The following is a 21,352-nucleotide window of genomic DNA, read 5'->3' as shown; positions in this document are numbered from 1 at the left end:
CTTAGAGCGCTTCTCGCAGAGTGCCATCGGCCAGCACTTCAAGGCGGCACAGGGCGCCATGGCCGACTTCTACTTGCAGCAGTTGTTCACGCGGCAAGCCCCTGGCACGCGCCAGCAACAGGCGCATCACACCGCCGTGGGTGACCAGCAACACATGCTTGCCGGCATACTCAGCACGCAAGGCGGCAAGTGCCGTCAGTACACGCGCAGAAAAGTCGCTGACCGGCTCTCCCGCTGGCGGGGTGAAGCTGTAGGGGTCAGCCCAGAACTGACCCAATTGCTGCTCGTGGGTGAGCATCAAGTCAGCGGCGCTACGCCCTTCCCACTCACCAAAATGCAACTCTTGCAGCCCGGGCGCCAAGTGCACCGGCAGGCCTCGCTGCTCACCCAGCAACTGGGCAAATCGTGCGCAACGCTGCAACGGGGAACTGACCAAGACCTGCCAGGGCCCGGCCGTGTCCACTGCGGCCTGCATCTGCGCCCAGCCCTTGGCGGTCAGCGCATCATCCAGGCTACCGCGCAGCCCGCCACCAAGTTCGGTTTCGCCGTGGCGCAACAGGTCGATGATCATGCCGGGCGATCCGCCACGGCCGCTTCGGCGAAAGTCGCCATTTGCCCGTGCAGGTCGCAGGCCAGGCGCAGCAACGGCACCGCCAGCGCCGCGCCACTGCCCTCGCCCAGGCGCAAGCCCAGCGCCAGCAGCGGCTCGGCCTGCAACGCGTCCAGCACCCGGCGATGCCCAGGCTCAGCGCCGCAGTGGCCAAACAACAGCCAGTCACGGCAATCCGGGTTGAGGCGCACAGCCACCAACGCAGCGACCGTGCAGATAAAACCATCAACCAGTACCGCGACTCCGGCTTGCGCGCAGCCCAGATAAGCCCCTACCAAGGCGGCGATTTCAAAGCCGCCAAAGCAGAACAAGCGCCGCAACGGGTCATCTGCCAGGCCTGCGTGCAGTGCCAACGCCCGCTCGATAACCTCGGCCTTATGCGCAACCCCTGCGCCATCCAGGCCGGTACCCGGGCCACTGAGTTCGCTGGCCGGGCAGCCCAGCAAGGCACATGCGAGTGCGCTGGCAGCGGTGGTGTTGCCAATGCCCATCTCACCGCCAATGAACAGCCGGGCGCCACAGGCGGCAGCACGCAAGGCAGCGTCTCGCCCGCCCTGCAGCGCCTGCAGGCCCTGCTCACGGGTCATCGCCGGGGCCTTGGCAAAGTTCGCTGTACCGGGCCCCACGCGCAGGTGACGCACACCCGGCAGGTTCAGGTCCGGGTCGATGGTGCCCAGGTCAACGACTTCCAGCTGGGCATTGAGCTGACGCGCCAGCACGCTGATCGCCGCGCCACCGGCGACAAAATTCTGCAGCATCTGCCCGGTGACCGCCTGCGGATAGGCGGAAATGCCTTCGGCCACCACGCCATGGTCACCGGCGAAGATCGCAATGCTGACCTGTTCCACACTGGGCTTGAGTTGCCCCTGCAGTCCGGCAAGTTGCACCGCAAGCGACTCCAGGCGGCCAAGCGAGCCGCTGGGTTTGGTCAATTGTTGCTGACGCGCCAACGCCTGCTGGCGGGCAGCAGGATCGACGGCACGGCAGGCATCAAGCCACCAGGTCTGACTCATGGTGCGGTTCCTTTCAAAGTAAGTGGCAGACCAGCGACCGCCAGCACTACCCGCTGGCAGCGCTCGGCAATGGCCTGGTGCAGCCAGCCGGCTTCATCGACATAGCGACGCGTCAGCTCACCCAGTGGCACCACGCCCAGACCGGTCTCGTTGCTGACCAGAATGATCTCGCCCGGAAGCGTGTCGAGGCACTCGAGCAACGCCGTGCGCTCAGCGAGCAGGCGCTCGGGGTTGTCCAGCATCAGCAGGTTGGTCAGCCACAGGGTCAGGCAGTCAACCAGCAGGCAGCGATCGGCGCTGGCATTGGCGCGCAGCACCTGCGCCAGGGCCAGCGGCTCCTCGATCAGCCCCCAACTGGCCGGGCGACGCTCACGGTGCAGTTGCACCCGGGCATTCATTTCACCGTCCAGCGGCTCGCTGGTGGCGATGTAGGTCACCGGCAAGCCGCTGCGTTCGGCCAATTGCTCGGCCAGGCGGCTCTTGCCGGAACGGGCACCGCCGAGAATCAGATTGAGCATGTCAGTTCAGCCCGCACAGTTGCCGTAGTTGGATGGTATCCAGGTGCTGCTCGACCAGATCAGCCAGGCGTTCGATATCACGCTCACGCAGCGCCTGATAATCAACCTGCTCGACCTCGTGCAAACCCGCCCAGCGCAACAACGCCGCGCACGACTGCGGGCTCTCGAACAGGCCATGCAGGTAGGTCGCCAGAATCTGCCCGTCGGCACTGATGGCGCCATCGCTGCGTCCATCCGCCAGTTGCACCGCAGGCTGCTCCAGCGCCGCGCCCTGCGTCACCCCGGCGTGAATTTCATAACCGCTGATCGGCGCCTGCTCCAACTGCAAGGTACCGGCAACGTTGCGCAGTTGTTTTTGCGCCTCCAACACCGTGACGAAATCGAACAGGCCCAACCCCTCGCTGCTACCGGCCGGACCTTCCAGGCCGAGCGGATCGTCCACTCGCTTGCCGAGCATCTGCAGGCCACCGCAGATCCCCAGGACCTTGCCACCGTAGCGTAGATGGCGAGTGATGGCCTGGTCCCAGCCGCGGGCACGCAACTGCGCCAGATCGCCGCGTACGCTTTTGGAGCCTGGCAAGATGATCAAGTCTGCGGGGGGAATCGAATCACCCGGGCCGATGAACTGCAGGTCGACTTGCGGGTGCAGGCGCAACGGGTCGAAGTCAGTGTGGTTGCTGATGCGTGGCAGTACCGGCACGATCACCTTGAGGGCGCGTGCAACCTTGTCGCCCTGGCGCTGGTCGATACCATCTTCGGCTTCCAGGTGCAGGTCCATCACGTAAGGCAGCACCCCGAGCACTGGTTTGCCGGTACGCGCCTCCAGCCAGTCCAGGCCGGGCTGCAGCAAGGCAATGTCGCCACGGAAACGGTTGATCACAAAACCTTTGACCCGCGCCTGCTCACTGGGCGACAGCAGTTCCAGGGTGCCGACCAGATGGGCGAACACGCCACCGCGGTTGATGTCGGCAACCAGGATCACCGGGCAGTCCACCGCCTCGGCAAAGCCCATGTTGGCGATATCGCCAGCGCGCAGGTTGATCTCTGCGGGTGAGCCTGCCCCTTCCACCATCACCACCGGGTACTGCGCAGCCAGACGCTGGTGCGAGTCCAGCACCGCCTGCATGGCGATAACCTTGTAGTCGTGGTACGCCACGGCATTCATGCTGGTAACGGCACGGCCGTGAACGATGACTTGAGCGCCGGTGTCGCTGTTGGGCTTGAGCAGTACCGGGTTCATGTCGGTGTGCGGCGCCAGCCGCGCTGCCTGGGCCTGAACCGCCTGAGCCCGGCCAATCTCGCCACCGTCGGCAGTCACCGCACTGTTGAGCGCCATGTTCTGCGGTTTGAACGGCACCACTGCCACGCCTTGACGCAGCAACCAGCGGCACAGCGCGGTCACCAGTGTGCTTTTGCCTGCATCGGAGGTGGTGCCCTGCACCATCAGGGTCGTCATGGTGTTTCCTTGCAGTAATCGTTGAGTGCCTGTTCCAGGCGCTGAAAATCCGCATCAGTGGCTGGCAGGCCGAAGCGCAGGCTGGCGGGCTGGCTGAACAGCCGCAGCAGGATGCCGCGCTGGGCCATGAACTCATGCACCTGTGCAGCCTGATCAATCACCCGATACTGGAACAGATCACAGCCCCCCGTCGGGGCAAAGCCGACCCGGCTCAGCAAAGCGGCCAAGCGTTGGCTGGCAGCGGCACAACGAGCGATCTGCTGCTGGTGCGCGGCGTTGTCGAGCAAACACGCCTGGCCCAGCGTTCGCGTCGGCCCGCTGACGGTCCAGGGCCCCAGCAATTCCGCCAGGCGTTGCAACAGCAGCGGCTCCGCCAGCACGAAGCCCAACCGCACCCCGGCCAGGCCGAAGAACTTGCCAAACGAGCGCAGTACGATCAGCCCCGCCTGCTGGGCATGGGCGCCAATGCTGTGCTGCGGGCTGTTGTCCATGAACGCTTCATCGACCAGCAACCAACCGCCGCGCCGCGCCAGACGCTGGTGCCAGCCCAGCAACTGTGCAGCCGGATGCAGGCAACCGGTTGGGTTGTTGGGGTTGACCACCACCAGCACATCAAGGCTGTCGAGCATCTCATCGACCTCCTCACTGCGCAGTTCGAGCACCTGATGCCCGGCACGGCGCCAGCCCTCGGCATGCTCGGCGTAACACGGCGACAGCACGCCCACCGTGCCGCGCGCGCGTAGCTGGGGCAAGGCCTGAATCGCGGCCTGGGAACCGGCGACCGCCAGCAGGTGCTCGACACCGTAATACCCGGCGGCGGCCTGCTCCAGGCCATCGTCGGTCTCGGGCAAGCGCGCCCAGGCACGCAGTGGAATCTCTGGAATGGCAAACGACCACGGGGCAATGCCGCTGGACAGGTCCAGCCATTGCTCCCGGGCAATGCCGTAGTGCTGCACGGCGCGTTGCAGGCGCCCACCGTGTTCAAGCATAGAGTTCAGCCCCCAGGCACATCAGCAGCAACCACAACCACACACCCTGACACACCAGACGCCAGCCACGCTCGATGGCGTCGGCATCCGCCGCCGGACCTTCGCCCAGTTGCGGGCGTTCGTGCAATTCACCGTGGTACACCGCCGGGCCGCCCAGTTCGACACCCAGGGCGCCCGCGCCAGCGGCCATCACCGGCCCGGCATTGGGGCTGTCCCACAGCGGTGCCTGACGGCGCCAGCAGCTCAGGGCCAGTCGGGTCTTGCCGAGCAGAGCGTAGGTCAACGCCACCAGGCGTGCCGGAATGTAGTTGAGCACATCATCGATACGCGCCGCCGCCCAGCCAAAACGCTCGAAGCGCTCGTTACGGTAACCCCACATGGCGTCCAGGGTGTTGCTCAGGCGATAGAGCACCACACCCGGCGCGCCCGCCACGACAAACCAGAACAGCGCTGCAAACACCGCATCGCTGCCGTTCTCCAACACCGATTCGGTGGCGGCGCGTGCCACGGCGGTTTCGTCCAGCTCGCGGGTTTCGCGGCTGACCAGATAGCCCACGCGCTGGCGTGCCTGCTCCAGATCACCGGCACGCAATGCGGCGGCAACCGGGGTCACGTGTTCGCCCAAACTGCGCAGCCCCAGCGCGCAGTACAGCGCCAGAATTTCCACCAGCCAGCCGATGTAGGGCAGCCAGGACAGTAAGGTGGCCAACAAGGTCAGGGGAATCACTGCCAGAAACCAGGCCGTGACGCCGTGGCTGCGCCAGCCACATCCCCCGGCGTTGAAACGCTGCTCCAGGCGCCCGGCCAGACGCCCGAAAGCCACCAACGGATGCCGACGCCGGGGCTCGCCCAGCAGCGCATCCAGCGCTACACCGGCAACGGTCAGCAACGCCACACTCATCAAGACTCTCCCCACTGGTTTTCAAAGAGCATGTCGCTCAGCGGGCGCTCGGCAGCCCAGCCCTCCAGCACCAGCATCGGCGCCGGGTAAAACGCCCGGACCGGGCCCAGGCACAGAATCGCCAGCGGCTTGGCGCCCGCCGGCATGTGCAACAGCTCGGCCAACGCCTGAGGTTCGAACAACGACACCCAGCCCATGCCCAACCCTTCGGCACGCGCCGCCAGCCACAGGTTCTGGATTGCGCAGGACAGCGAAGCGAGGTCCATCTCCGGCAAGGTGCGGCGGCCGAAAATGTGCTTCTCACGGTCATCCATCAAGGCGGCCACCAGCAACTCAGCGCACTCGCTGATGCCTTCGACCTTGAGTTTCATGAACTCATCCGAACGCTCGCCCAACGCCTCGGCCGTGCGCACCCGCTCGGCTTCCACCTGCGCCTGTATACGCTGGCGCAAGGCCTGGTCGGTGATGCGGATAAAACGCCAGGGCTGCATCAGCCCGACACTGGGGGCCTGATGCGCCGCCGCCAGCAGGCGCGCCAGCAGCTCAGGGGCTACCTCGCCCTTGATGAAATGGCGCATGTCGCGGCGTTCGCCGATGGCGCGGTACACCGCGGCGCGCTCGGCATCGCTGAAAGCCTGATCGCTCATGGCGCCAACAGCGCCGCCGCCGCATGGGGGTTGGAAGCAAAGTAGAAATGCACGTAGGACGCCGTCAAGCGGCCCTGACGGTAGACCGCCTCGGCACCGCGCCCGCCATTGGGGCTGTGCCCGCGGGCAATCGGCTGCAACTCGGTGGTGGTCAGCGAATGGTGGTAGGTGTGCCCGCGCAAGGTGCCCTCCGGCAACTCCACCGCTTGCAACGCCAGGGCAGCCAGGCGCTTCTGCATGACCGCCTCGCCTGCCAACAGGCCGAGCAACTCGGCACGCGTACCCGCGACATCGGTGAGGCTCTCCAGCAGGTAGAGCATGCCGCCACACTCTGCCAGCACCGGCTTGCCGGCCTGGTGATGATCGCGAATCGCCGCCAGCATCGAGGTGTTGGCAGCCAGCGCCTGGTGATGCAGCTCCGGATAGCCACCCGGCAGGTACAGGCTGTCGGTCTGCGGCAGCGTACGATCATGCAGCGGTGAAAAGAACTTCAGCTCGGCGCCCATGGCGCGCAGCAGCTCGAGGTTGGCGCCATAGGTAAAGGCAAACGCCTCATCCCGGGCCACAGCGACGGTTACGCCCTCGAGCAAGGGTTCGATGACCTGCACGCTCGGCGCAGCGAAGGCCACAGCCGGCGGCAACGACGACTCGCAACTGGCTGCCAGCGCCGCAGCGGCGGCGTCCAGGCGCACATCCAGATCGTTGAGTTCACTGGCCTGCACCAGGCCCAGGTGGCGGCTTGGCAGCTCGATCCCGGTTTCCCGCGACAGGCCACCGTACCAACGCAGCCCTTCGGTCAGGCTGCCTTCAAGCAACTGCGCATGACGCAAGGTACCGACACGGTTGGCCAGCACGCCTGCAAACGGCAAGTCCGGCTGGTAGCGCGCCAGGCCCAGGGCCAGTGCACCGAAGGTCTGGGCCATGGCGGTCCCGTCAATCACCGCAAGCACAGGCACGGCAAAATGCCGGGCCAGGTCAGCGCTCGATGGCGTGCCGTCGAACAAACCCATGACCCCTTCGATCAGAATCAGATCGGCCTCACCTGCTGCCTCCCAGAGCAGCCGACGGCTTTCCTGCTCACCGACCATCCACAGGTCCAGCTGGTACACCGGGGCGCCGCTGGCCCGTTCTAGGATCATCGGGTCCAGAAAGTCCGGGCCGCACTTGAACACCCGCACCTTGCGCCCGAGATTGCGGTGCAACCGCGCCAGAGCGGCGGTCACGGTGGTCTTGCCCTGACCAGAGGCCGGGGCGGCGATCAGCACCGCCGGGCAGTGGCGCGTGTCACTCATAGCTCAACGCCTTTCTGGGCGCGGATGCCTGCCTGAAAGGCGTGCTTGATCATGCCCATCTCGGTGACGGTGTCGGCCAGTTCGATCATTTCGTCTTTGGCGCCACGCCCGGTGACAATCACGTGCTGCATCGGCGGGCGCGCCTGCAGGTCGCTGAGCACCTGCTCCAGGTCGAGGTAGCCGTGTTTGAGGGCGATGTTCAGTTCATCCAGCACCACAAAGGTAATGGCCGGGTCTTGCAGCAGTTGACGCGACACCGCCCAGGCAGCTTCAGCGGCGGCAATATCGCGTTGGCGGTCCTGGGTTTCCCAGGTGAATCCCTCGCCCATCACGTGGTAACGCACCTGCTCTGGAAAGCGCCGGAAGAACAGTTCTTCGCCAGTGCTGTTGCGGCCCTTGATGAACTGCACCACGCCACACTGCATACCGTGGCCCATGGCCCGGGCCAGCATGCCGAAAGCGGAGCTGCTTTTACCTTTGCCATTGCCGCTGAGCACCAGCAGCAAACCGCACTCGTTCGGCGCATTGGCAATACGCTCGTCGATCACCGCCTTCTTGCGCTGCATACGCGCCAGGTGGCGTTCGTCACGCTCATTGGATTCAGTCATCGCAGTCTCCGCATAGCACTATCCGTCAGTTCGCAGCGAGCTTGTCGGCACAGGGCCGTACAGCGTTCGCGGCAAAAAAGACAGTAATAGATGAATGGATAAGGCAGACGGAGAAACGCGCAAGGCTGCGGCATGGGCCGAAGGATACGCGCATCACCCTCCGTGATGCCGTTGGCTGTAACAGGCCGGTCTCCGGGCTTGTGAGCGGGGCCTTGAACACCCAGGGTCGTGCGCCTTCCCGGGGTTCATTACCCAGTGGCCATGCGCGACCTTGACTCACCTACCGTTGCGGGGGCAGCGCCGGACTCGCACGCATTAGCGCAGCCACCGGCTTCCCTGTTTCACCCTGCCAGACCGCAGCCCACAGAGCACCTGAAACAAGTCGCGAAGGTTAGAGGGTTGCACCCGGAGCGTCAATGAAAGGTGCTGCACTGGCCTGGATCAATGGCGTGTTTGTCGGCTTGTGTCACCCTGATATCAGTGATATCAAATAGCCATGATCTGGCTGCACTCAATTACAACGATAAAGGAGAGAACGGCATGCAAGGTCTGATCATCAACAACCCGCGCCTGGAATTCCTGCGCCCGGCGCTGGAGCGCTGGGTTGAATGCATTGACCGACTCAACCAGACCCTGGGCGACAGCGAAGCGCCTTACTGGCACGGCGCTCAAACCAACCTCAGTGTGCTTTGCGCTGCCGCCTGGCAAGCTGAGCTCGTGACCTTGCAACACCACCCGAGTAAAAAGCAGCGCGACGAAGGCGACCGCGAAGGACATTGCGACCTGTACATCGCCAATCGTGAAGAGGCCGCCTACCTGCAAGGCAGCCAGCGCTGGCCGCGTATCGGCCGCCTTGACTTGAGCAACGCCCTGCAGGAAACCGTGTTCGCTGCCCGCCAGGTGGCCGCCCCCAGTCAGCTCAAAGTGGCTGCGCTGTTCGCCAGCCCGTGGAAAGCCGGGCAGCATGCCAGCCCGGAAGAGCTGCAGGACCTGGTTGAAGATCTGCAAAAGCATACGGCTTGCGCCATTGCCTGGTATTTCCCTTATGCCTACCGCAAGCTGCATAACGAGGCGGGGCAGTATTATCCGGGGGTTGCCTTGCTGCTCAAGCAGGCTTGAAATCAGGGCACGATCGCGGGGCAAGCCCGTCCCTACAGGGTAGGAGCGGGCTTGCCCCGCGATTGAGTCTCAACGCTTACGACACAACGTCAAACCGTCCCCAATCGGCAACAGGGAAAGGTCCACCCGCGCATCATCCTTGAGCTGTAGATTCAACGCCTGGATCGCCCGCGTATCGTCACTGTCAGGCTGTTCCTGCAACACCCGCCCGCTCCACAGCGTGTTGTCGAACAGCACCAGCCCACCGCAACGCAGCAAACGCAGCGCCTCTTCCAGATAACCCGGATAATTGGCCTTGTCGGCATCGATGAAGATCAGGTCGTAGCGCTCTGACGGCAGACTCGCCAAGGTCTTCAAGGCAGGCCCCAGGCGCAATTCAATGCGCTGTGCCACCTCCGCCTCACGCCAGTAGCGCCAGGCAATCGCGTTGTAGCTGCCTTCAAGATCACAACACAGCAGTTGCCCCTGCTCCATGGCCTGGGCCATGCACAGCGCGCTGTAGCCGGTGAAGGTACCCACCTCGATGACTCGCTGTGCACCGATCAGGCGTACCAGCAAGGCCAGCAATTGCCCTTGCTCCGGCGCTACCTGCCAGCGCGCCTCGGGCAAGGCCTGGGTTTCCACACGCAAACGCGCCAACAGCGGTGTCTCGCGAACAGACACCGCTTGCAGGTAGTGGTAGAGCGCATCGTCGAGGTATAGCGTTTGTGCCGTCATCGCCTACCTCGCCAGGTCAGGGGTTACGCGCCAGTTGAGGCGGCGCCAGAACGCGCTTGGCGTTGAGGTAGGCTTTGTTCCAGTAGCTGTTGGACAGGTAATCCAGACGCACGGTGCCACCGGCAGACGGGGCATGCACGAAGCGCCCCTCACCCACGTAAATGCCAGCGTGACTGACCTGGGAGCCGCCATTGGTGGCGAAGAACACCAGATCGCCCGACTGCAACGCGGTGCGGTCGATAGTGGGCGCACGCATGCCGATCATTTCACGGGTGGTACGCGGCAGTGAAATACCCGCAGAGTCACGATAGACGTAACCGATCAGGCCGCTGCAATCAAAACCCGAATCGGGGGTATTGCCACCCCAGCGATAAGGCGTACCGACCAGACCCAGGGCCTGAAACAGCACATCTTCAGCAACGGGAGAGAAATACACTTGAGGCGCCATGACCACCGGTTTAACCACTTTGGCGGGTTTCGGGGCATGACTGGAGCAGGCACCGAGCAGTGCCAGCAGGGAAAGTAGAGCGAAGCGCGCCTTCATCGCCATGGTCAGAACATCCTGTCTGAAGCCGTCCGGCGGTGTGGCCGGAAATAGTTGAGAATTTAGATTAGACGCTTTCTGTAAACACGCACGGCGACGCGCTTTTCAGCGACGTCGCCGTGGTATGGCAAGGCCAGGGTTCAGTTGCGCGAAATAGTCGTCGCAGTCGGTGCCATGGCCAATGCACGCTTGGCTTCGATAAAGGTTTTGCTCCAGTAGCGATCACCGAGCTTGTCGATGCGCACACCACCGCTGCGGCGGCTGCTGGAGTGAATGAACTGATCGTCACCCAGGTAGATCCCGGCGTGGCTGACACGACCGCGACCATTGGTGCTGAAGAACAACAGGTCACCCGGCTTGAGGTTGTTGCGAGCAACCAGCGGGGCTTTTACGTTGATCATTTCGCGGGTGGAACGTGGCAGGTTCAGGCCGGCTTCTTCGCGGAACAGGTAGCCGATGAAGCCACTGCAGTCAAAGCCGGTGTTCTCGGAGGTACCGCCAAAACGGTAACGGGTACCGATCAGCGACATGCCGCGTTCGAGAATGTTGTCAGCCAGGGCTGGCAATTGGTAAGGCTTGCTGCTGGCGAAATCTTGCAGGTCTTCTTCAGTGGCCAGCTCTTCCTCGAACACCGACGAGGTGGAGGATTTGGCCGAGACCTGAGAAATGACCGATTGTTGATCCTGCTGCTGCGAAACCGGGCTATGCGCCGCGCAGCCAAAAAGCAGGGTCACAAGTGCGAGGGGCACGAGGGGTGCGAAGCGATTTAGCATGGGCACGACCGTGTCTTGAGATTTAAAGAAGTCGAGACTATGCCTTCTATCGCATCGATTTGCAAATTCAATCGAAAAAAATGTGACTTTTATGTTCCGAGGCTCTAGCCCCTACCTTACCAGCCTAAAGTTTCTTTCAGAAACGGGATCGTCAGCTTGCGCTGAGCCTGCAAAGAGGCTTGATCGAGGCGTTCGAGCAGGTCGAACAATGCGCTCATGCTGCGCGTGCCGCGGGTCAGAATGAAATGCCCGACTTCGTCTGTCAGGTGCAGGCCGCGGCGCGAAGCACGCAGTTGCAGGGCACGCAGCTTGTCTTCGTCAGACAGCGCGCGCATCTGGAAAATCAGCGCCAGGGTCAGACGCGACTTGAGGTCGGCCAGTTTGATCGGCAACTCCCGCGGCGAGCTGGAGGCCGCCAGCAACAAGCGGCGGCCGCTGTCGCGCAGGCGGTTGAACAGGTGAAACATCGCCTCTTCCCACTCGGGCTTACCGGCAATCACATGCAGGTCATCCAGACACACCAGCTCGTATTGCTCGAGGTTATCGAGCAGCTCGACACCCCGGTCCAGCAACTGTGCCAGCGGCAGGTAAACGGCAGGCTCGCCCAATTGCTCGAAGCGCAGGCAGGCGGCTTGCAACAGATGGGTACGCCCGACGCCCTGCTTGCCCCAGAGATAGATCAAGCTTTCGGTCCAGCCGGCGTCGGCTTCGCAGAGTCGCTCGACGTAGCCCAATGCGGCGGCGTTGGCACCCGGGTAGTAGTTGATGAAGGTGGCGTCGTCACGCAGACGCACACCCAAGGGCAACTGGATCGGTTTCATGCTGGCTGGGCAGTTCCGAAGAACCACAAAGGGCCTTTTGTGAAAAGTCTGCAAAGTTTATACCCGTGGCGCCCCTGGCACAATCGGCGCGGACCACAAGTAAAATCAAAGGCTTGCATCGATGCCTGGCGGTCGATGAAAGCCTTTGGCCATTAAGCTAGAGCTCGGGGTCGATCTCACCGCCGTACATATCCGACTCTTTATAGAGATCGTGGACATGCCGCAGCAGCACCATGATCACCGCCGCCACGGGCAGCGCCAGCAAAATCCCGGTGAAGCCAAACAGCTCTCCGCCAGCAAGAATGGCAAAAATCACCGCCACCGGGTGCAATCCAATTCGATCCCCCACCAGCAACGGGGTTAGCACCATCCCTTCCAGCGCCTGGCCGACCATGAACACCGCAGCGATAGCAAGCAACGAATAAGGGTCTGCGCCGAACTGGAACAAGCCCGCAATCATTGCCGCGCCGATACCAATAATGAAGCCCATGTACGGCACGATGGCCGCCAACCCAGCCAGCAGGCCGATCAACAGCCCAAGCTCAAGGCCAACCAGCATCAAGCCAGAGGCGTAGATCACACCCAGCGCCAGCATCACCATCAACTGACCGCGAACGAATGCACCGAGCACTTCATGGCACTCGCCCGCCAATCCCACCACCTGCTCCTCGCGCTGACGCGGCAACAGGCTGCGCAGCTTGGCCATCATCACGTCCCAGTCGCGTAGCAGGTAGAAGCTCACCACCGGGATCAGCACCAGATTGGCCAGCCAGCCCAGCAGTGCCAGCCCCGAGGCGGTTGCCTGGGACAGGATGACGCCGACAATGTCGCCGGTCTGCCCCATATGCCCGCTGATTGCGGCCTTGATCTTGTCGAACTTCCAGAAGCCTTCGGCCAGCCCGAAACGGGTCTGCAGCCAGGGCAAGGCATCGTGCTGCAGCCAGTCGAGCATCTGCGGCGCCAGCTCGTAGAGGCGCACCAATTGCTTGGCGAGCATCGGTACCAGTACCAACAGCAGCAGGGTCAACAGCAGGGTGAACAGGGCAAATACCACCACGACGCCCCAGGTGCGTGACATGCCGGCTCGCTCCAGGCGATCCACCAGCGGATCGGCCAGGTACGCCAGCATGATGCCCACCAGAAACGGCGAGAGAATCGGATGCAGCCAGTACAACAGTGCTGCGCACAGCACAATTACGCCGGGCCATACCCAACGACGCATATCAATCATGAACGGCTCCAAGCCTGGTCAGGGATTACCAACGAAAACGCAGGCCATCGAACGGTTTTACAGCAGTTGCCTGAGTGGCGGCCGGATTGGCCGGGTCAACCACCGGTTGCGCCTGTGCTGCCGGTGCTTCGGCGGGCAGTTCCTGCAACTTGGCCAAGCCAAGCTGGGCACGCAACTGATCGCTGTTGCCGGTCACCTGATAGGTCAGGGTGTCGCCGGTTACCTGATTAAGGCGTGCGCCATAAGGTTCCAGCACCCGGCCCAACTCGGCATAGCGTGCCAGGGTCATGCCCTGAACCTGCACTTGCATGACGCTGCTGGCGCCTGGGCGTGCCACAAAGCGCGGCGCCAGACGGGTACTGACCGCCAGCATCACTGCATCGGCCAGCGCGGCCTGGTCGCCTGCCTCAACCTTGCCCTGCTCGCGCTGCTCGCCCAGCCACAGGCGCCAGGTGCCCTGCCACTTGCCATCGGCCTCACTGGCGTGCACCGCTAACAAGGCATCTGCGCCGTATCGTTCCGAAGCATCGCGCAGCGGCGCTGGGTCTGAACCTTCCAGGTTTTTTGCGGTGGCCACCAATTGTTCGTTGAGGTCGGCCAATGGCAGTCGTAATGGCAGACCGCGATGTTGCGCGGCGCGGCGCAAGGGTGCGGCACTGTTTTGGCCATCGCCGACCAGACTTGAGCCTTCGGCGCTGTCGTTCAGCCACCAGCCGAGGATTGCAGGCCGGTTGTTGCCCCACAAGGCCAGGCCAGCCTGACGCAAGGTGCGCTCGGTGCTGCCCGGGTCGAAGTCCACCAGTACGGTTTCCGGCGGTCCGGCTTCGAAGCCGAACTGACTGATGATTTGTTGGGGGTCCTTACGCAACCCTGCCAGGGCCGGGCTCTGCGCCGCCTTGGGGTCGCCCGTCAAGCGCAGAATGAGGGTTTCAAGGGCTTTACCGGTGGCCTGAGTACGGGCCTCGGCCCCCTGGCCATCGACCGGTTCACGCACCTGATAAAGGCCAGAGACGGTTTCGGCCTGTGCCGACAGGCCAAACAAGGCAAGACAGCCAGCGGCCAGGTATTTACGCAAACGCATGAAGGATTCCTGTCCTGATAATAAAGAAGCGATGCTTTGAGCAACGGCCTGGGCGTCCAGTTCCACCTCATCGCCTTTGCTATACCTTATACAGCCTGTGCCCTGGCAACCAGTCAGACACTATTAAAGGCTATTTTTTGTTTGTTCACGGGCTTGCCCCGCGACAGCGATCTTTCAGGCACATCGCCTCGCGGGGCAAGCCCGCGCCTACCAGGAAAAGCCGCAGCCAATGATTTTTTTGCCCAATCAGGGCCCTGCCCGTCGGCCTGAGGATGGCCGCTACCGGGCAACCCTGATAAAATCGCGCGCCTTCGCAGACCGCTGACGGTCAGGCAGGCGGAATTTCCCCACCTTGTCTGGCAGGTCACGGTCGATTCCCCTGAATCCCTCCCTCTTAAAGGCCTGGATCATGAGCAAGCAACCCTCCCTGAGCTACAAGGACGCCGGTGTAGACATCGACGCCGGTGAAGCATTGGTCGAACGCATCAAAGGCGTTGCCAAGCGCACGGCGCGCCCGGAAGTCATGGGCGGCCTGGGCGGTTTTGGCGCCCTCTGTGAAATCCCGGCCGGCTACAAACAACCGGTTCTGGTGTCCGGCACCGACGGTGTTGGCACCAAGCTGCGCCTGGCGCTGAACCTGAACAAGCATGACAGCATCGGCCAGGACCTGGTCGCCATGTGTGTCAACGACCTGGTGGTGTGCGGCGCCGAGCCGTTGTTCTTCCTCGACTACTACGCCACCGGCAAGCTCAACGTCGACGTAGCGGCCACCGTGGTCACTGGCATCGGCGCTGGCTGCGAACTGGCAGGCTGCTCCCTGGTCGGCGGCGAAACCGCTGAAATGCCTGGCATGTACGAAGGCGAAGACTACGACCTGGCCGGCTTCTGCGTTGGCGTGGTGGAAAAAGCCGAAATCATCGACGGCTCCAAAGTTGCCACTGGCGATGCCCTGATTGCCCTGCCGTCTTCCGGCCCGCACTCCAACGGTTACTCGCTGATCCGCAAGATCATCGAAGTGGCCGGTGCCGACATCGAAAACATCCAGCTCGACGGCAAGCCGCTGACCGAACTGCTGATGGCCCCGACCCGCATCTACGTCAAGCCGCTGCTCAAGCTGATCAAAGACACCGGCGCGGTCAAAGCCATGGCCCACATCACTGGTGGCGGCCTGCTCGACAACATCCCGCGCGTCCTGCCAAAAGGCGCCCAGGCCGTTGTTGACGTCGCTAGCTGGAACCGCCCTGCCGTGTTCGACTGGCTGCAAGCGCAAGGCAACGTCGACGAGCACGAAATGCACCGCGTGCTGAACTGCGGCGTTGGCATGGTCATTTGCGTGGCCCAGGACCAGGTCGAAGTCGCCCTGCAGAACCTGCGTGATTCCGGCGAGCAACCATGGGTCATCGGCCAGATCGGCGTCGCTGCCGAAGGCGCTGCCCAGGTCGAGCTGAAAAACGTCAAGGCGCACTGATGCCAAGCACGCCCTGTGATGTGGTGGTGCTGCTGTCTGGCACCGGCAGTAACCTGCAAGCCTTGATCGACAGCTTCCGCACCGGCGATAGCCCGGTGCGGATCCGTGCTGTCATCTCCAACCGCGCTGATGCCTACGGCCTGCAGCGCGCCCGTGATGCCGGTATCGACACTGCGGTACTCGACCACAAGGCCTTCGAAGGCCGCGAAGCGTTCGATACCGCACTGGTCGAGCTGATCGACGGCTACCAGCCTCAACTGGTGGTGCTCGCAGGCTTCATGCGCATCTTGAGTGCCGGCTTCGTCCGCCACTATCAGGGCCGCCTGCTGAACATCCACCCTTCGCTGCTGCCCAAGTACAAAGGCCTGCACACTCATCAGCGCGCCCTTGAGGCCGGTGACCAGGAGCATGGCTGCAGCGTGCATTTCGTTACCGAGGAACTCGATGGCGGCCCGCTGGTCGTACAGGCTGTAATACCGGTAGAGTTGGATGACACGCCGGAACGCCTGGCACAAAGGGTTCACAGCCAGGAACATCAGATTTACCCGCTGGCAGTGCGCTGGTTCGCCGAAGGCCGTTTGCGCCTTGGTGAACACGGTGCTCTACTGGATGGCCAGCCCCTGGCGGCCAGCGGCCACTTGATTCGACCCTAGGAGATACTATGCGTCGCGCCCTGCTCTTCGCTCTTGCCGTGCTCGCACTGCCGCTTCAGGCAGCAGACCTCAAGCCATTCTCGGCCAGCTACACCGCTGACTGGAAGCAGTTGCCCATGAGCGGCACCGCCGAGCGCAGCCTGGAAAAGAACGCCAACGGTACCTGGAGCCTGAACTTCAAGGCATCGATGATGATCGCCAGCCTGACAGAGCAAAGCACCCTGCGCCTGGACAAGGACACCCTGTTGCCACAGACCTACCACTTTGAACGTGGCGGCCTGGGCAAAGCCAAGAAGGTCGATCTGAACTTTGACTGGAACAGCAAGCAGATCACCGGCACCGATCGTGGTGACGCGATCAAGCTGCCGCTGAACCGTGGCGTGCTCGACAAGTCCACCTACCAACTGGCCCTGCAGCACGACGTGGCTGCCGGCAAGAAAAGCGTGAGCTACCAGGTGGTTGATGGCGACGAAATCGACACCTACGACTTCCGCGTTCTGGGTACCGAAAAGGTCACCACCAAAACCGGCCAGGTCGATGCCATCAAGGTTGAGCGCGTACGCGACCCAAGCCAGAGCAAACGTATTACCGAACTGTGGTTCGCCAAAGATTGGGACTACCTGCTGGTACAACTGCGCCAGGTCGAGACCGACGGCAAAGAGTACGTGATCGTGCTGCAAGACGGTACGGTTGATGGCAAGGCTGTCAAAGGCAACTGATTACTGAACCCCGCCCAGTGCGGGGTTTTTTATGGGCTGTAGGAGCGGGCTTGCCCCGCGATTGCGGTAAACCTGGCACACCGCAATCGCGGGGCAAGCCCGCTCCTACAGTAAGCCCTCCCCCACATGAAAGATGTTTCATGAGGCAAGCATTTACTTAGTCAGCTAACAAATTCTATAAAAGAGACCTGCGACAAAGTGCCGCAGTTAACTGAACCTGGAGTTTGCAGATGACTGTCAAAGTAACTGAGCGCGACGAAAGCAAAATGTCTTATGAAAGCCTGGCAGCAGGTCTGCGCATCTGGGATGTGCACCAGCAGGATGAGCTGGTGGGCATGTTCCACAATGAGCATGAAGCCCATGATTACCGGATTGAACTTGAGTTCCTGGAAAGCAGGCAGCAGCCGCAATAACGCCCTCCAGAAAACACAAACCCCGCCGAAGCGGGGTTTGTCGTTTTTACCACATCAGATCGTCAGGGATGACGTAAGCGGCGTACGGATCATCGGCATCCGGCGCTTCAACCTGGGTATTGAGCAAGACAATACGCTTGGGATCGCGCTCCTGGATCTTCAAGGCCGCCTCGCGAGGGATCACTTCGTAGCCACCGCCGTGGGCAACGATGGCCAGCGAGCCGCTGCTCAGCTTGCTGCGCATCAGGGCGTTGACCGACAGGCGCTTGACCTTCTTGTCGTCGACGAAGTTGTAGTAATCCTCGGTGGTCAGCTTGGGCAGGCGCGACACTTCGATCAACTGCTTGACCTGCGCCGCCCGGGCCTTCTGCTCGGCTTTCTCTTGCTGCTGGCGGTTGAGCTCCTGGTCGCGCTGGGCTTTTTCCGCCATCGCTTCCTTGGCCAACCGCTGCTGGCTATCGTCTACTTCGACCTGGCCCTTGTGTTCCAGGCGCTTCTGTTTCTTCTGCTCTTTGTTGACCTGCTTGACCTGCTTCTGGTTGACCAGACCGGCTTTGAGCAATTGGTCACGAAGGGAAAGGCTCATTGTTCACTCACTTATAAACTTCAGTTCAGCCGCAGCTGGGCTGGTTCTTTTCCTGACGTTTGGCTTCGCCCCACAGCGCATCCATGTCTTCCAGGGTGCAATCTTCAATCGGACGCCCGCTTTCGCGCAATGCCTGCTCAATAAATCGGAAACGTCGTTCAAACTTTTGGTTCGCGCCACGCAGGGCGTTCTCCGGATCAACCTTCAGGTGCCGAGCCAGGTTGACGGTGGCAAACAGCAAATCACCCAGCTCTTCGGCCAGCGCTGCGCTGTCATTATTGGCCATTGCCTCGAGCACTTCGTCGAGTTCTTCACGGACCTTGTCCAGCACCGGCAAGGCATCCGGCCAATCGAAGCCGACCTTGGCCGTGCGCTTTTGCAGCTTGGCGGCGCGGGACAATGCGGGCAAGGCTGCCGGCACATCATCGAGCAACGACAGCTGTTCAGGAACGCCCTTCTCGGCGCGCTCCTGAGCTTTGATCTCTTCCCAGCGTTGCTTGACCTGGGCCTCATCGAGCTTCGGCGCATCCAGCGGCGCGTACAGCTCGCCGGTAGGAAACACATGGGGATGGCGGCGGATCAGCTTGCGGGTAATGCTGTCAATCACCCCGGCAAACTCGAAACGGCCTTCTTCACGGGCCAGTTGGCTGTAATACACCACCTGAAACAGCAGGTCGCCCAGCTCACCCTGCAAATGCTCGAAATCGCTGCGCTCGATGGCGTCGGCCACTTCGTAGGCTTCTTCGAGGGTATAGGGAATGATCGTTGCGTAGGTCTGCTTGAGGTCCCACGGGCAACCGTACTGCGGGTCACGCAGGCGGGCCATGAGGTGTAGCAGGTCATCCAGGTTGTACATCTCGGGTCCTTATCGCGGGGCATGCCCGCTCCTACTGTAGGAGCGGGCTTGCCCCGCGATCATGATTTCAAGGGGTACGATTACGCCGCGTCTCGATGATGTTCGGCAACTGCGATATCCGCCCGAGCAACCGCCCAAGCGCATCCAGCCCCGGAATCTCGATGGTCAGCGACATCAGCGCGGTGTTGTCTTCCTTGTTCGAGCGGGTATTGACCGCCAGAACGTTGATCCGCTCGTTGAGCAGTACCTGGGAGACGTCACGCAGCAAGCCCGGACGGTCGTAGGCACGAATGATGATGTCGACCGGGTAGGTCTGCACCGGCACCGGGCCCCAGCTGACCTGGATGATCCGCTCGGGCTCGCGCCCCGCCAGTTGCAACACCGAGGCGCAGTCCTGACGGTGAATCGTTACCCCACGCCCTACGGTGATGTAGCCGACAATCGCATCGCCTGGCAGCGGTTGGCAGCAACCGGCCATTTGCGTCAGCAGGTTGCCAACACCCTGAATCTGGATATCGCCACGCTTGCCTGGCTTGTACCCGGTCGCCTTGCGCGGCACCAGCTCAACGTGGCCACTGCGCTCCGGCTCAACCAACTGCTGGGCAGCGTTGACCAGGTGCGCCAGGCGCAAGTCACCGGCCCCCAGCGAGGCGAACATGTCTTCAGCCGCCTTGAGGTTGGCTTTTTCCGCCAACCGCTCAAAGTCGACCTGCGGCAGGCCCAGGCGGTTGAGTTCACGCTCAAGCAGGGTTTTGCCGGCGGCCACGTTCTGGTCACGGGCCTGCAGCTTGAACCAGTGAACGATCTTGGCCCGCGCCCGCGAGGTGGTGACGTAACCGAGGTTGGAGTTCAGCCAGTCACGGCTCGGGTTGCCGTGTTTGCTGGTGATGATCTCGACCTGCTCACCGGTCTGCAGGCTGTAGTTGAGCGGTACGATCCGTCCGTTGATCTTCGCGCCGCGGCAGTTGTGACCGATTTCGGTATGCACGCGGTAAGCGAAGTCCAGCGGCGTGGCGCCTTTGGGCAGGTCGATCGCATGGCCGTCCGGGGTAAACACGTAGACCCGGTCGGGTTCGATATCAACCCGCAGCTGCTCAGCCAGGCCGCCGATGTCACCCAGCTCTTCGTGCCACTCCAGCACCTGCCGCAACCAGGAGATCTTCTCCTCGTAATGGTTGGAGCTGGACTTGACGTCGGTGCCCTTGTAACGCCAGTGCGCACAAACGCCGAGTTCGGCCTCTTCGTGCATGGCGTGGGTACGGATCTGCACTTCCAGCACCTTGCCCTCGGGGCCGATCACTGCGGTGTGCAAGGAGCGATAGCCGTTTTCCTTGGGGTTGGCGATGTAGTCGTCGAATTCTTTCGGGATATGCCGCCAGAGGGTGTGCACGATACCCAGCGCGGTGTAGCAATCGCGCATTTCCGGCACCAGTACACGCACGGCGCGCACGTCGTAGATCTGGCTGAATTCCAGGCCTTTGCGCTGCATTTTGCGCCAGATCGAATAGATGTGCTTGGCCCGGCCACTGATGTCGGCCTTGACCCCGGTAGCCAGCAACTCATTCTGCAGCTGGTTCATCACATCGCTGATGAACCGCTCACGGTCCAGGCGGCGCTCGTGCAGAAGCTTGGCGATCTGCTTGTACTGCTCCGGCTCCAGGTAGCGGAACGACAGGTCTTCCAGCTCCCACTTGATATGGCCGATGCCCAAGCGATGCGCCAGCGGGGCGTAGATATCGAAGACTTCGCGGGCGACGCGGTGACGTTTTTCGTCGTCGGCGCCTTTGACCGCACGGATCGCGCAGGTACGCTCAGCCAGCTTGATCAGCGCCACGCGCACGTCATCAACCATGGCCACAAGCATTTTGCGCAGGTTCTCGACCTGCGCCTGGGAACCCAGCACCAGCGACTGGCGAGGGCTGAGACTGGCGCTGATGGCGGCCATGCGCAGCACGCCGTCGATCAGTTTTGACACCACCGGGCCAAAGCGTTGACCGACTTCGGCCAGGGTCACCTTGCCTTCGCGCACGGCGCGGTAAATCACTGCGGCTACCAGCGAATCCTGGTCAAGCTTGAGGTCAGCGAGGATTTCGGCAATTTCCAGGCCGGCCTGAAAACTGGAGGTGCCATCGGCCCAGGAATGCTTGGCCGGGTTCCCCTTTTTCTCGATTTCCTGAGCGAACTCGCAAGCCGCCTTGAGGGCTTCACGGTCCAGCGCCAGGTCGACGCTCACCACATGATCCAGCCATGCTTCGAGATTGATACTGCCGTCTGTGTTGACCGGCTGGTGCACTCTCACCTGTACCATCTTTGTTTACCTTTCCCTACAGCGCATTC

The 21,352-nt window shown here is 62.3% G+C and carries 23 protein-coding genes and 1 riboswitch; of the genes, 5 read left to right on the top strand and 18 right to left on the bottom strand.

The genetic code is table 11. The annotated features are described in order from the left end of the window. Window position 1: 1 nt before the first annotated feature. The 9 genes from cobC to cobO are packed head-to-tail and all read right to left on the bottom strand — an operon-like array spanning window position 2 to window position 8,034. The gene (cobC, locus tag ACVWSC_RS07365; RefSeq protein ID WP_442112801.1) at window positions 2-571 is read right to left on the bottom strand and encodes an alpha-ribazole phosphatase family protein; all 570 of its coding nucleotides are present in this window, start codon (window positions 569-571) and stop codon (window positions 2-4) included. Then, on the bottom strand, window positions 568-1,623 hold the full coding sequence (cobT, locus tag ACVWSC_RS07360; RefSeq protein ID WP_442112799.1) for a nicotinate-nucleotide--dimethylbenzimidazole phosphoribosyltransferase: 1,056 nt from the start codon (window positions 1,621-1,623) through the stop codon (window positions 568-570). The genes cobC and cobT overlap by 4 nt, the downstream gene beginning before the upstream one ends. Further along, window positions 1,620-2,141: a bifunctional adenosylcobinamide kinase/adenosylcobinamide-phosphate guanylyltransferase gene (cobU, locus tag ACVWSC_RS07355; RefSeq protein WP_442112797.1), complete on the bottom strand. Its 522-nt coding sequence runs from the start codon at window positions 2,139-2,141 to the stop codon at window positions 1,620-1,622. Before cobU ends, cobT begins: the two co-directional genes overlap by 4 nt. Window position 2,142: 1 nt before the next feature. Further along, window positions 2,143-3,597: a cobyric acid synthase gene (locus tag ACVWSC_RS07350; RefSeq protein ID WP_442112795.1), complete on the bottom strand. Its 1,455-nt coding sequence runs from the start codon at window positions 3,595-3,597 to the stop codon at window positions 2,143-2,145. After that, a complete protein-coding gene (gene cobD / locus ACVWSC_RS07345) occupies window positions 3,594-4,586 on the bottom strand; it encodes a threonine-phosphate decarboxylase CobD (RefSeq protein ID WP_442112793.1) in 993 nt (330 codons plus the stop codon). The genes ACVWSC_RS07350 and cobD overlap by 4 nt, the downstream gene beginning before the upstream one ends. Then, complete coding sequence (gene cbiB / locus ACVWSC_RS07340) at window positions 4,579-5,487, bottom strand: adenosylcobinamide-phosphate synthase CbiB (protein WP_442112791.1); 909 nt, start codon at window positions 5,485-5,487, stop codon at window positions 4,579-4,581. Before cbiB ends, cobD begins: the two co-directional genes overlap by 8 nt. After that, on the bottom strand, window positions 5,487-6,134 hold the full coding sequence (gene bluB / locus ACVWSC_RS07335; protein WP_442112789.1) for a 5,6-dimethylbenzimidazole synthase: 648 nt from the start codon (window positions 6,132-6,134) through the stop codon (window positions 5,487-5,489). The genes cbiB and bluB overlap by 1 nt, the downstream gene beginning before the upstream one ends. Beyond that, entirely contained in the window at window positions 6,131-7,426 is a 1,296-nt protein-coding gene (locus ACVWSC_RS07330) for a cobyrinate a,c-diamide synthase (protein WP_442112787.1), read from the bottom strand. Before ACVWSC_RS07330 ends, bluB begins: the two co-directional genes overlap by 4 nt. Then, window positions 7,423-8,034 (bottom strand): cob(I)yrinic acid a,c-diamide adenosyltransferase, encoded by a 612-nt coding sequence (gene cobO, locus ACVWSC_RS07325; RefSeq protein WP_442112785.1) that lies wholly within the window; start codon window positions 8,032-8,034, stop codon window positions 7,423-7,425. Before cobO ends, ACVWSC_RS07330 begins: the two co-directional genes overlap by 4 nt. Before the next feature lie 166 nt (window positions 8,035-8,200). After that, a riboswitch (cobalamin riboswitch) is annotated at window positions 8,201-8,425 on the bottom strand. 149 nt (window positions 8,426-8,574) lie between these two features. Here cobO and ACVWSC_RS07320 point away from each other — a divergent pair. After that, window positions 8,575-9,153 (top strand): hypothetical protein, encoded by a 579-nt coding sequence (locus tag ACVWSC_RS07320; protein WP_442112783.1) that lies wholly within the window; start codon window positions 8,575-8,577, stop codon window positions 9,151-9,153. Window positions 9,154-9,222: 69 nt separating this feature from the next. On the opposite strand, the gene ACVWSC_RS07315 is transcribed toward ACVWSC_RS07320, so the two are convergent. From ACVWSC_RS07315 to ACVWSC_RS07290, 6 genes are all read right to left on the bottom strand, one after another. Next, entirely contained in the window at window positions 9,223-9,870 is a 648-nt protein-coding gene (locus ACVWSC_RS07315; RefSeq protein WP_442112781.1) for an O-methyltransferase, read from the bottom strand. A gap of 16 nt (window positions 9,871-9,886) precedes the next feature. Beyond that, window positions 9,887-10,420, bottom strand: coding sequence for a C40 family peptidase (locus ACVWSC_RS07310; RefSeq protein WP_442112779.1), 534 nt, complete (start codon window positions 10,418-10,420; stop codon window positions 9,887-9,889). 134 nt (window positions 10,421-10,554) lie between these two features. Continuing rightward, on the bottom strand, window positions 10,555-11,187 hold the full coding sequence (locus ACVWSC_RS07305) for a C40 family peptidase (protein ID WP_442112777.1): 633 nt from the start codon (window positions 11,185-11,187) through the stop codon (window positions 10,555-10,557). A 116-nt stretch (window positions 11,188-11,303) separates the two neighbouring features. After that, window positions 11,304-12,008, bottom strand: coding sequence for a DnaA regulatory inactivator Hda (gene hda, locus ACVWSC_RS07300; RefSeq protein WP_010220358.1), 705 nt, complete (start codon window positions 12,006-12,008; stop codon window positions 11,304-11,306). A 157-nt stretch (window positions 12,009-12,165) separates the two neighbouring features. Continuing rightward, entirely contained in the window at window positions 12,166-13,239 is a 1,074-nt protein-coding gene (locus tag ACVWSC_RS07295) for an AI-2E family transporter (protein ID WP_442112774.1), read from the bottom strand. Between the two features lie 25 nt (window positions 13,240-13,264). Then, complete coding sequence (locus ACVWSC_RS07290) at window positions 13,265-14,320, bottom strand: DUF2066 domain-containing protein (RefSeq protein ID WP_442112772.1); 1,056 nt, start codon at window positions 14,318-14,320, stop codon at window positions 13,265-13,267. 409 nt (window positions 14,321-14,729) lie between these two features. Here ACVWSC_RS07290 and purM point away from each other — a divergent pair, with 409 nt between their 5' ends. The 4 genes from purM (at window position 14,730) to ACVWSC_RS07270 (ending at window position 17,573) form a co-directional block, all read left to right on the top strand. Then, window positions 14,730-15,788 (top strand): phosphoribosylformylglycinamidine cyclo-ligase, encoded by a 1,059-nt coding sequence (purM, locus tag ACVWSC_RS07285; protein ID WP_442112770.1) that lies wholly within the window; start codon window positions 14,730-14,732, stop codon window positions 15,786-15,788. Further along, a complete protein-coding gene (gene purN / locus ACVWSC_RS07280) occupies window positions 15,788-16,441 on the top strand; it encodes a phosphoribosylglycinamide formyltransferase (RefSeq protein ID WP_442112768.1) in 654 nt (217 codons plus the stop codon). The genes purM and purN overlap by 1 nt, the downstream gene beginning before the upstream one ends. Before the next feature lie 8 nt (window positions 16,442-16,449). Beyond that, a complete protein-coding gene (locus tag ACVWSC_RS07275) occupies window positions 16,450-17,160 on the top strand; it encodes a DUF3108 domain-containing protein (RefSeq protein ID WP_442112766.1) in 711 nt (236 codons plus the stop codon). 230 nt (window positions 17,161-17,390) lie between these two features. Beyond that, window positions 17,391-17,573, top strand: coding sequence for a hypothetical protein (locus tag ACVWSC_RS07270; RefSeq protein WP_442112764.1), 183 nt, complete (start codon window positions 17,391-17,393; stop codon window positions 17,571-17,573). Window positions 17,574-17,619: 46 nt separating this feature from the next. On the opposite strand, the gene ACVWSC_RS07265 is transcribed toward ACVWSC_RS07270, so the two are convergent. The 3 genes from ACVWSC_RS07265 to relA form a co-directional block, all read right to left on the bottom strand. After that, on the bottom strand, window positions 17,620-18,159 hold the full coding sequence (locus tag ACVWSC_RS07265) for a DUF2058 domain-containing protein (protein WP_442112762.1): 540 nt from the start codon (window positions 18,157-18,159) through the stop codon (window positions 17,620-17,622). A gap of 25 nt (window positions 18,160-18,184) precedes the next feature. Then, on the bottom strand, window positions 18,185-19,015 hold the full coding sequence (mazG, locus tag ACVWSC_RS07260) for a nucleoside triphosphate pyrophosphohydrolase (RefSeq protein ID WP_442112760.1): 831 nt from the start codon (window positions 19,013-19,015) through the stop codon (window positions 18,185-18,187). A gap of 67 nt (window positions 19,016-19,082) precedes the next feature. Continuing rightward, window positions 19,083-21,323: a GTP diphosphokinase gene (gene relA / locus ACVWSC_RS07255; RefSeq protein WP_442112758.1), complete on the bottom strand. Its 2,241-nt coding sequence runs from the start codon at window positions 21,321-21,323 to the stop codon at window positions 19,083-19,085. Between the last annotated feature and the right edge of the window lie 29 nt (window positions 21,324-21,352).

It is taken from the genome of Pseudomonas sp. NUPR-002 (assembly GCF_056322725.1).
This window is presented reverse-complemented; position numbering and strand designations above follow the sequence as displayed.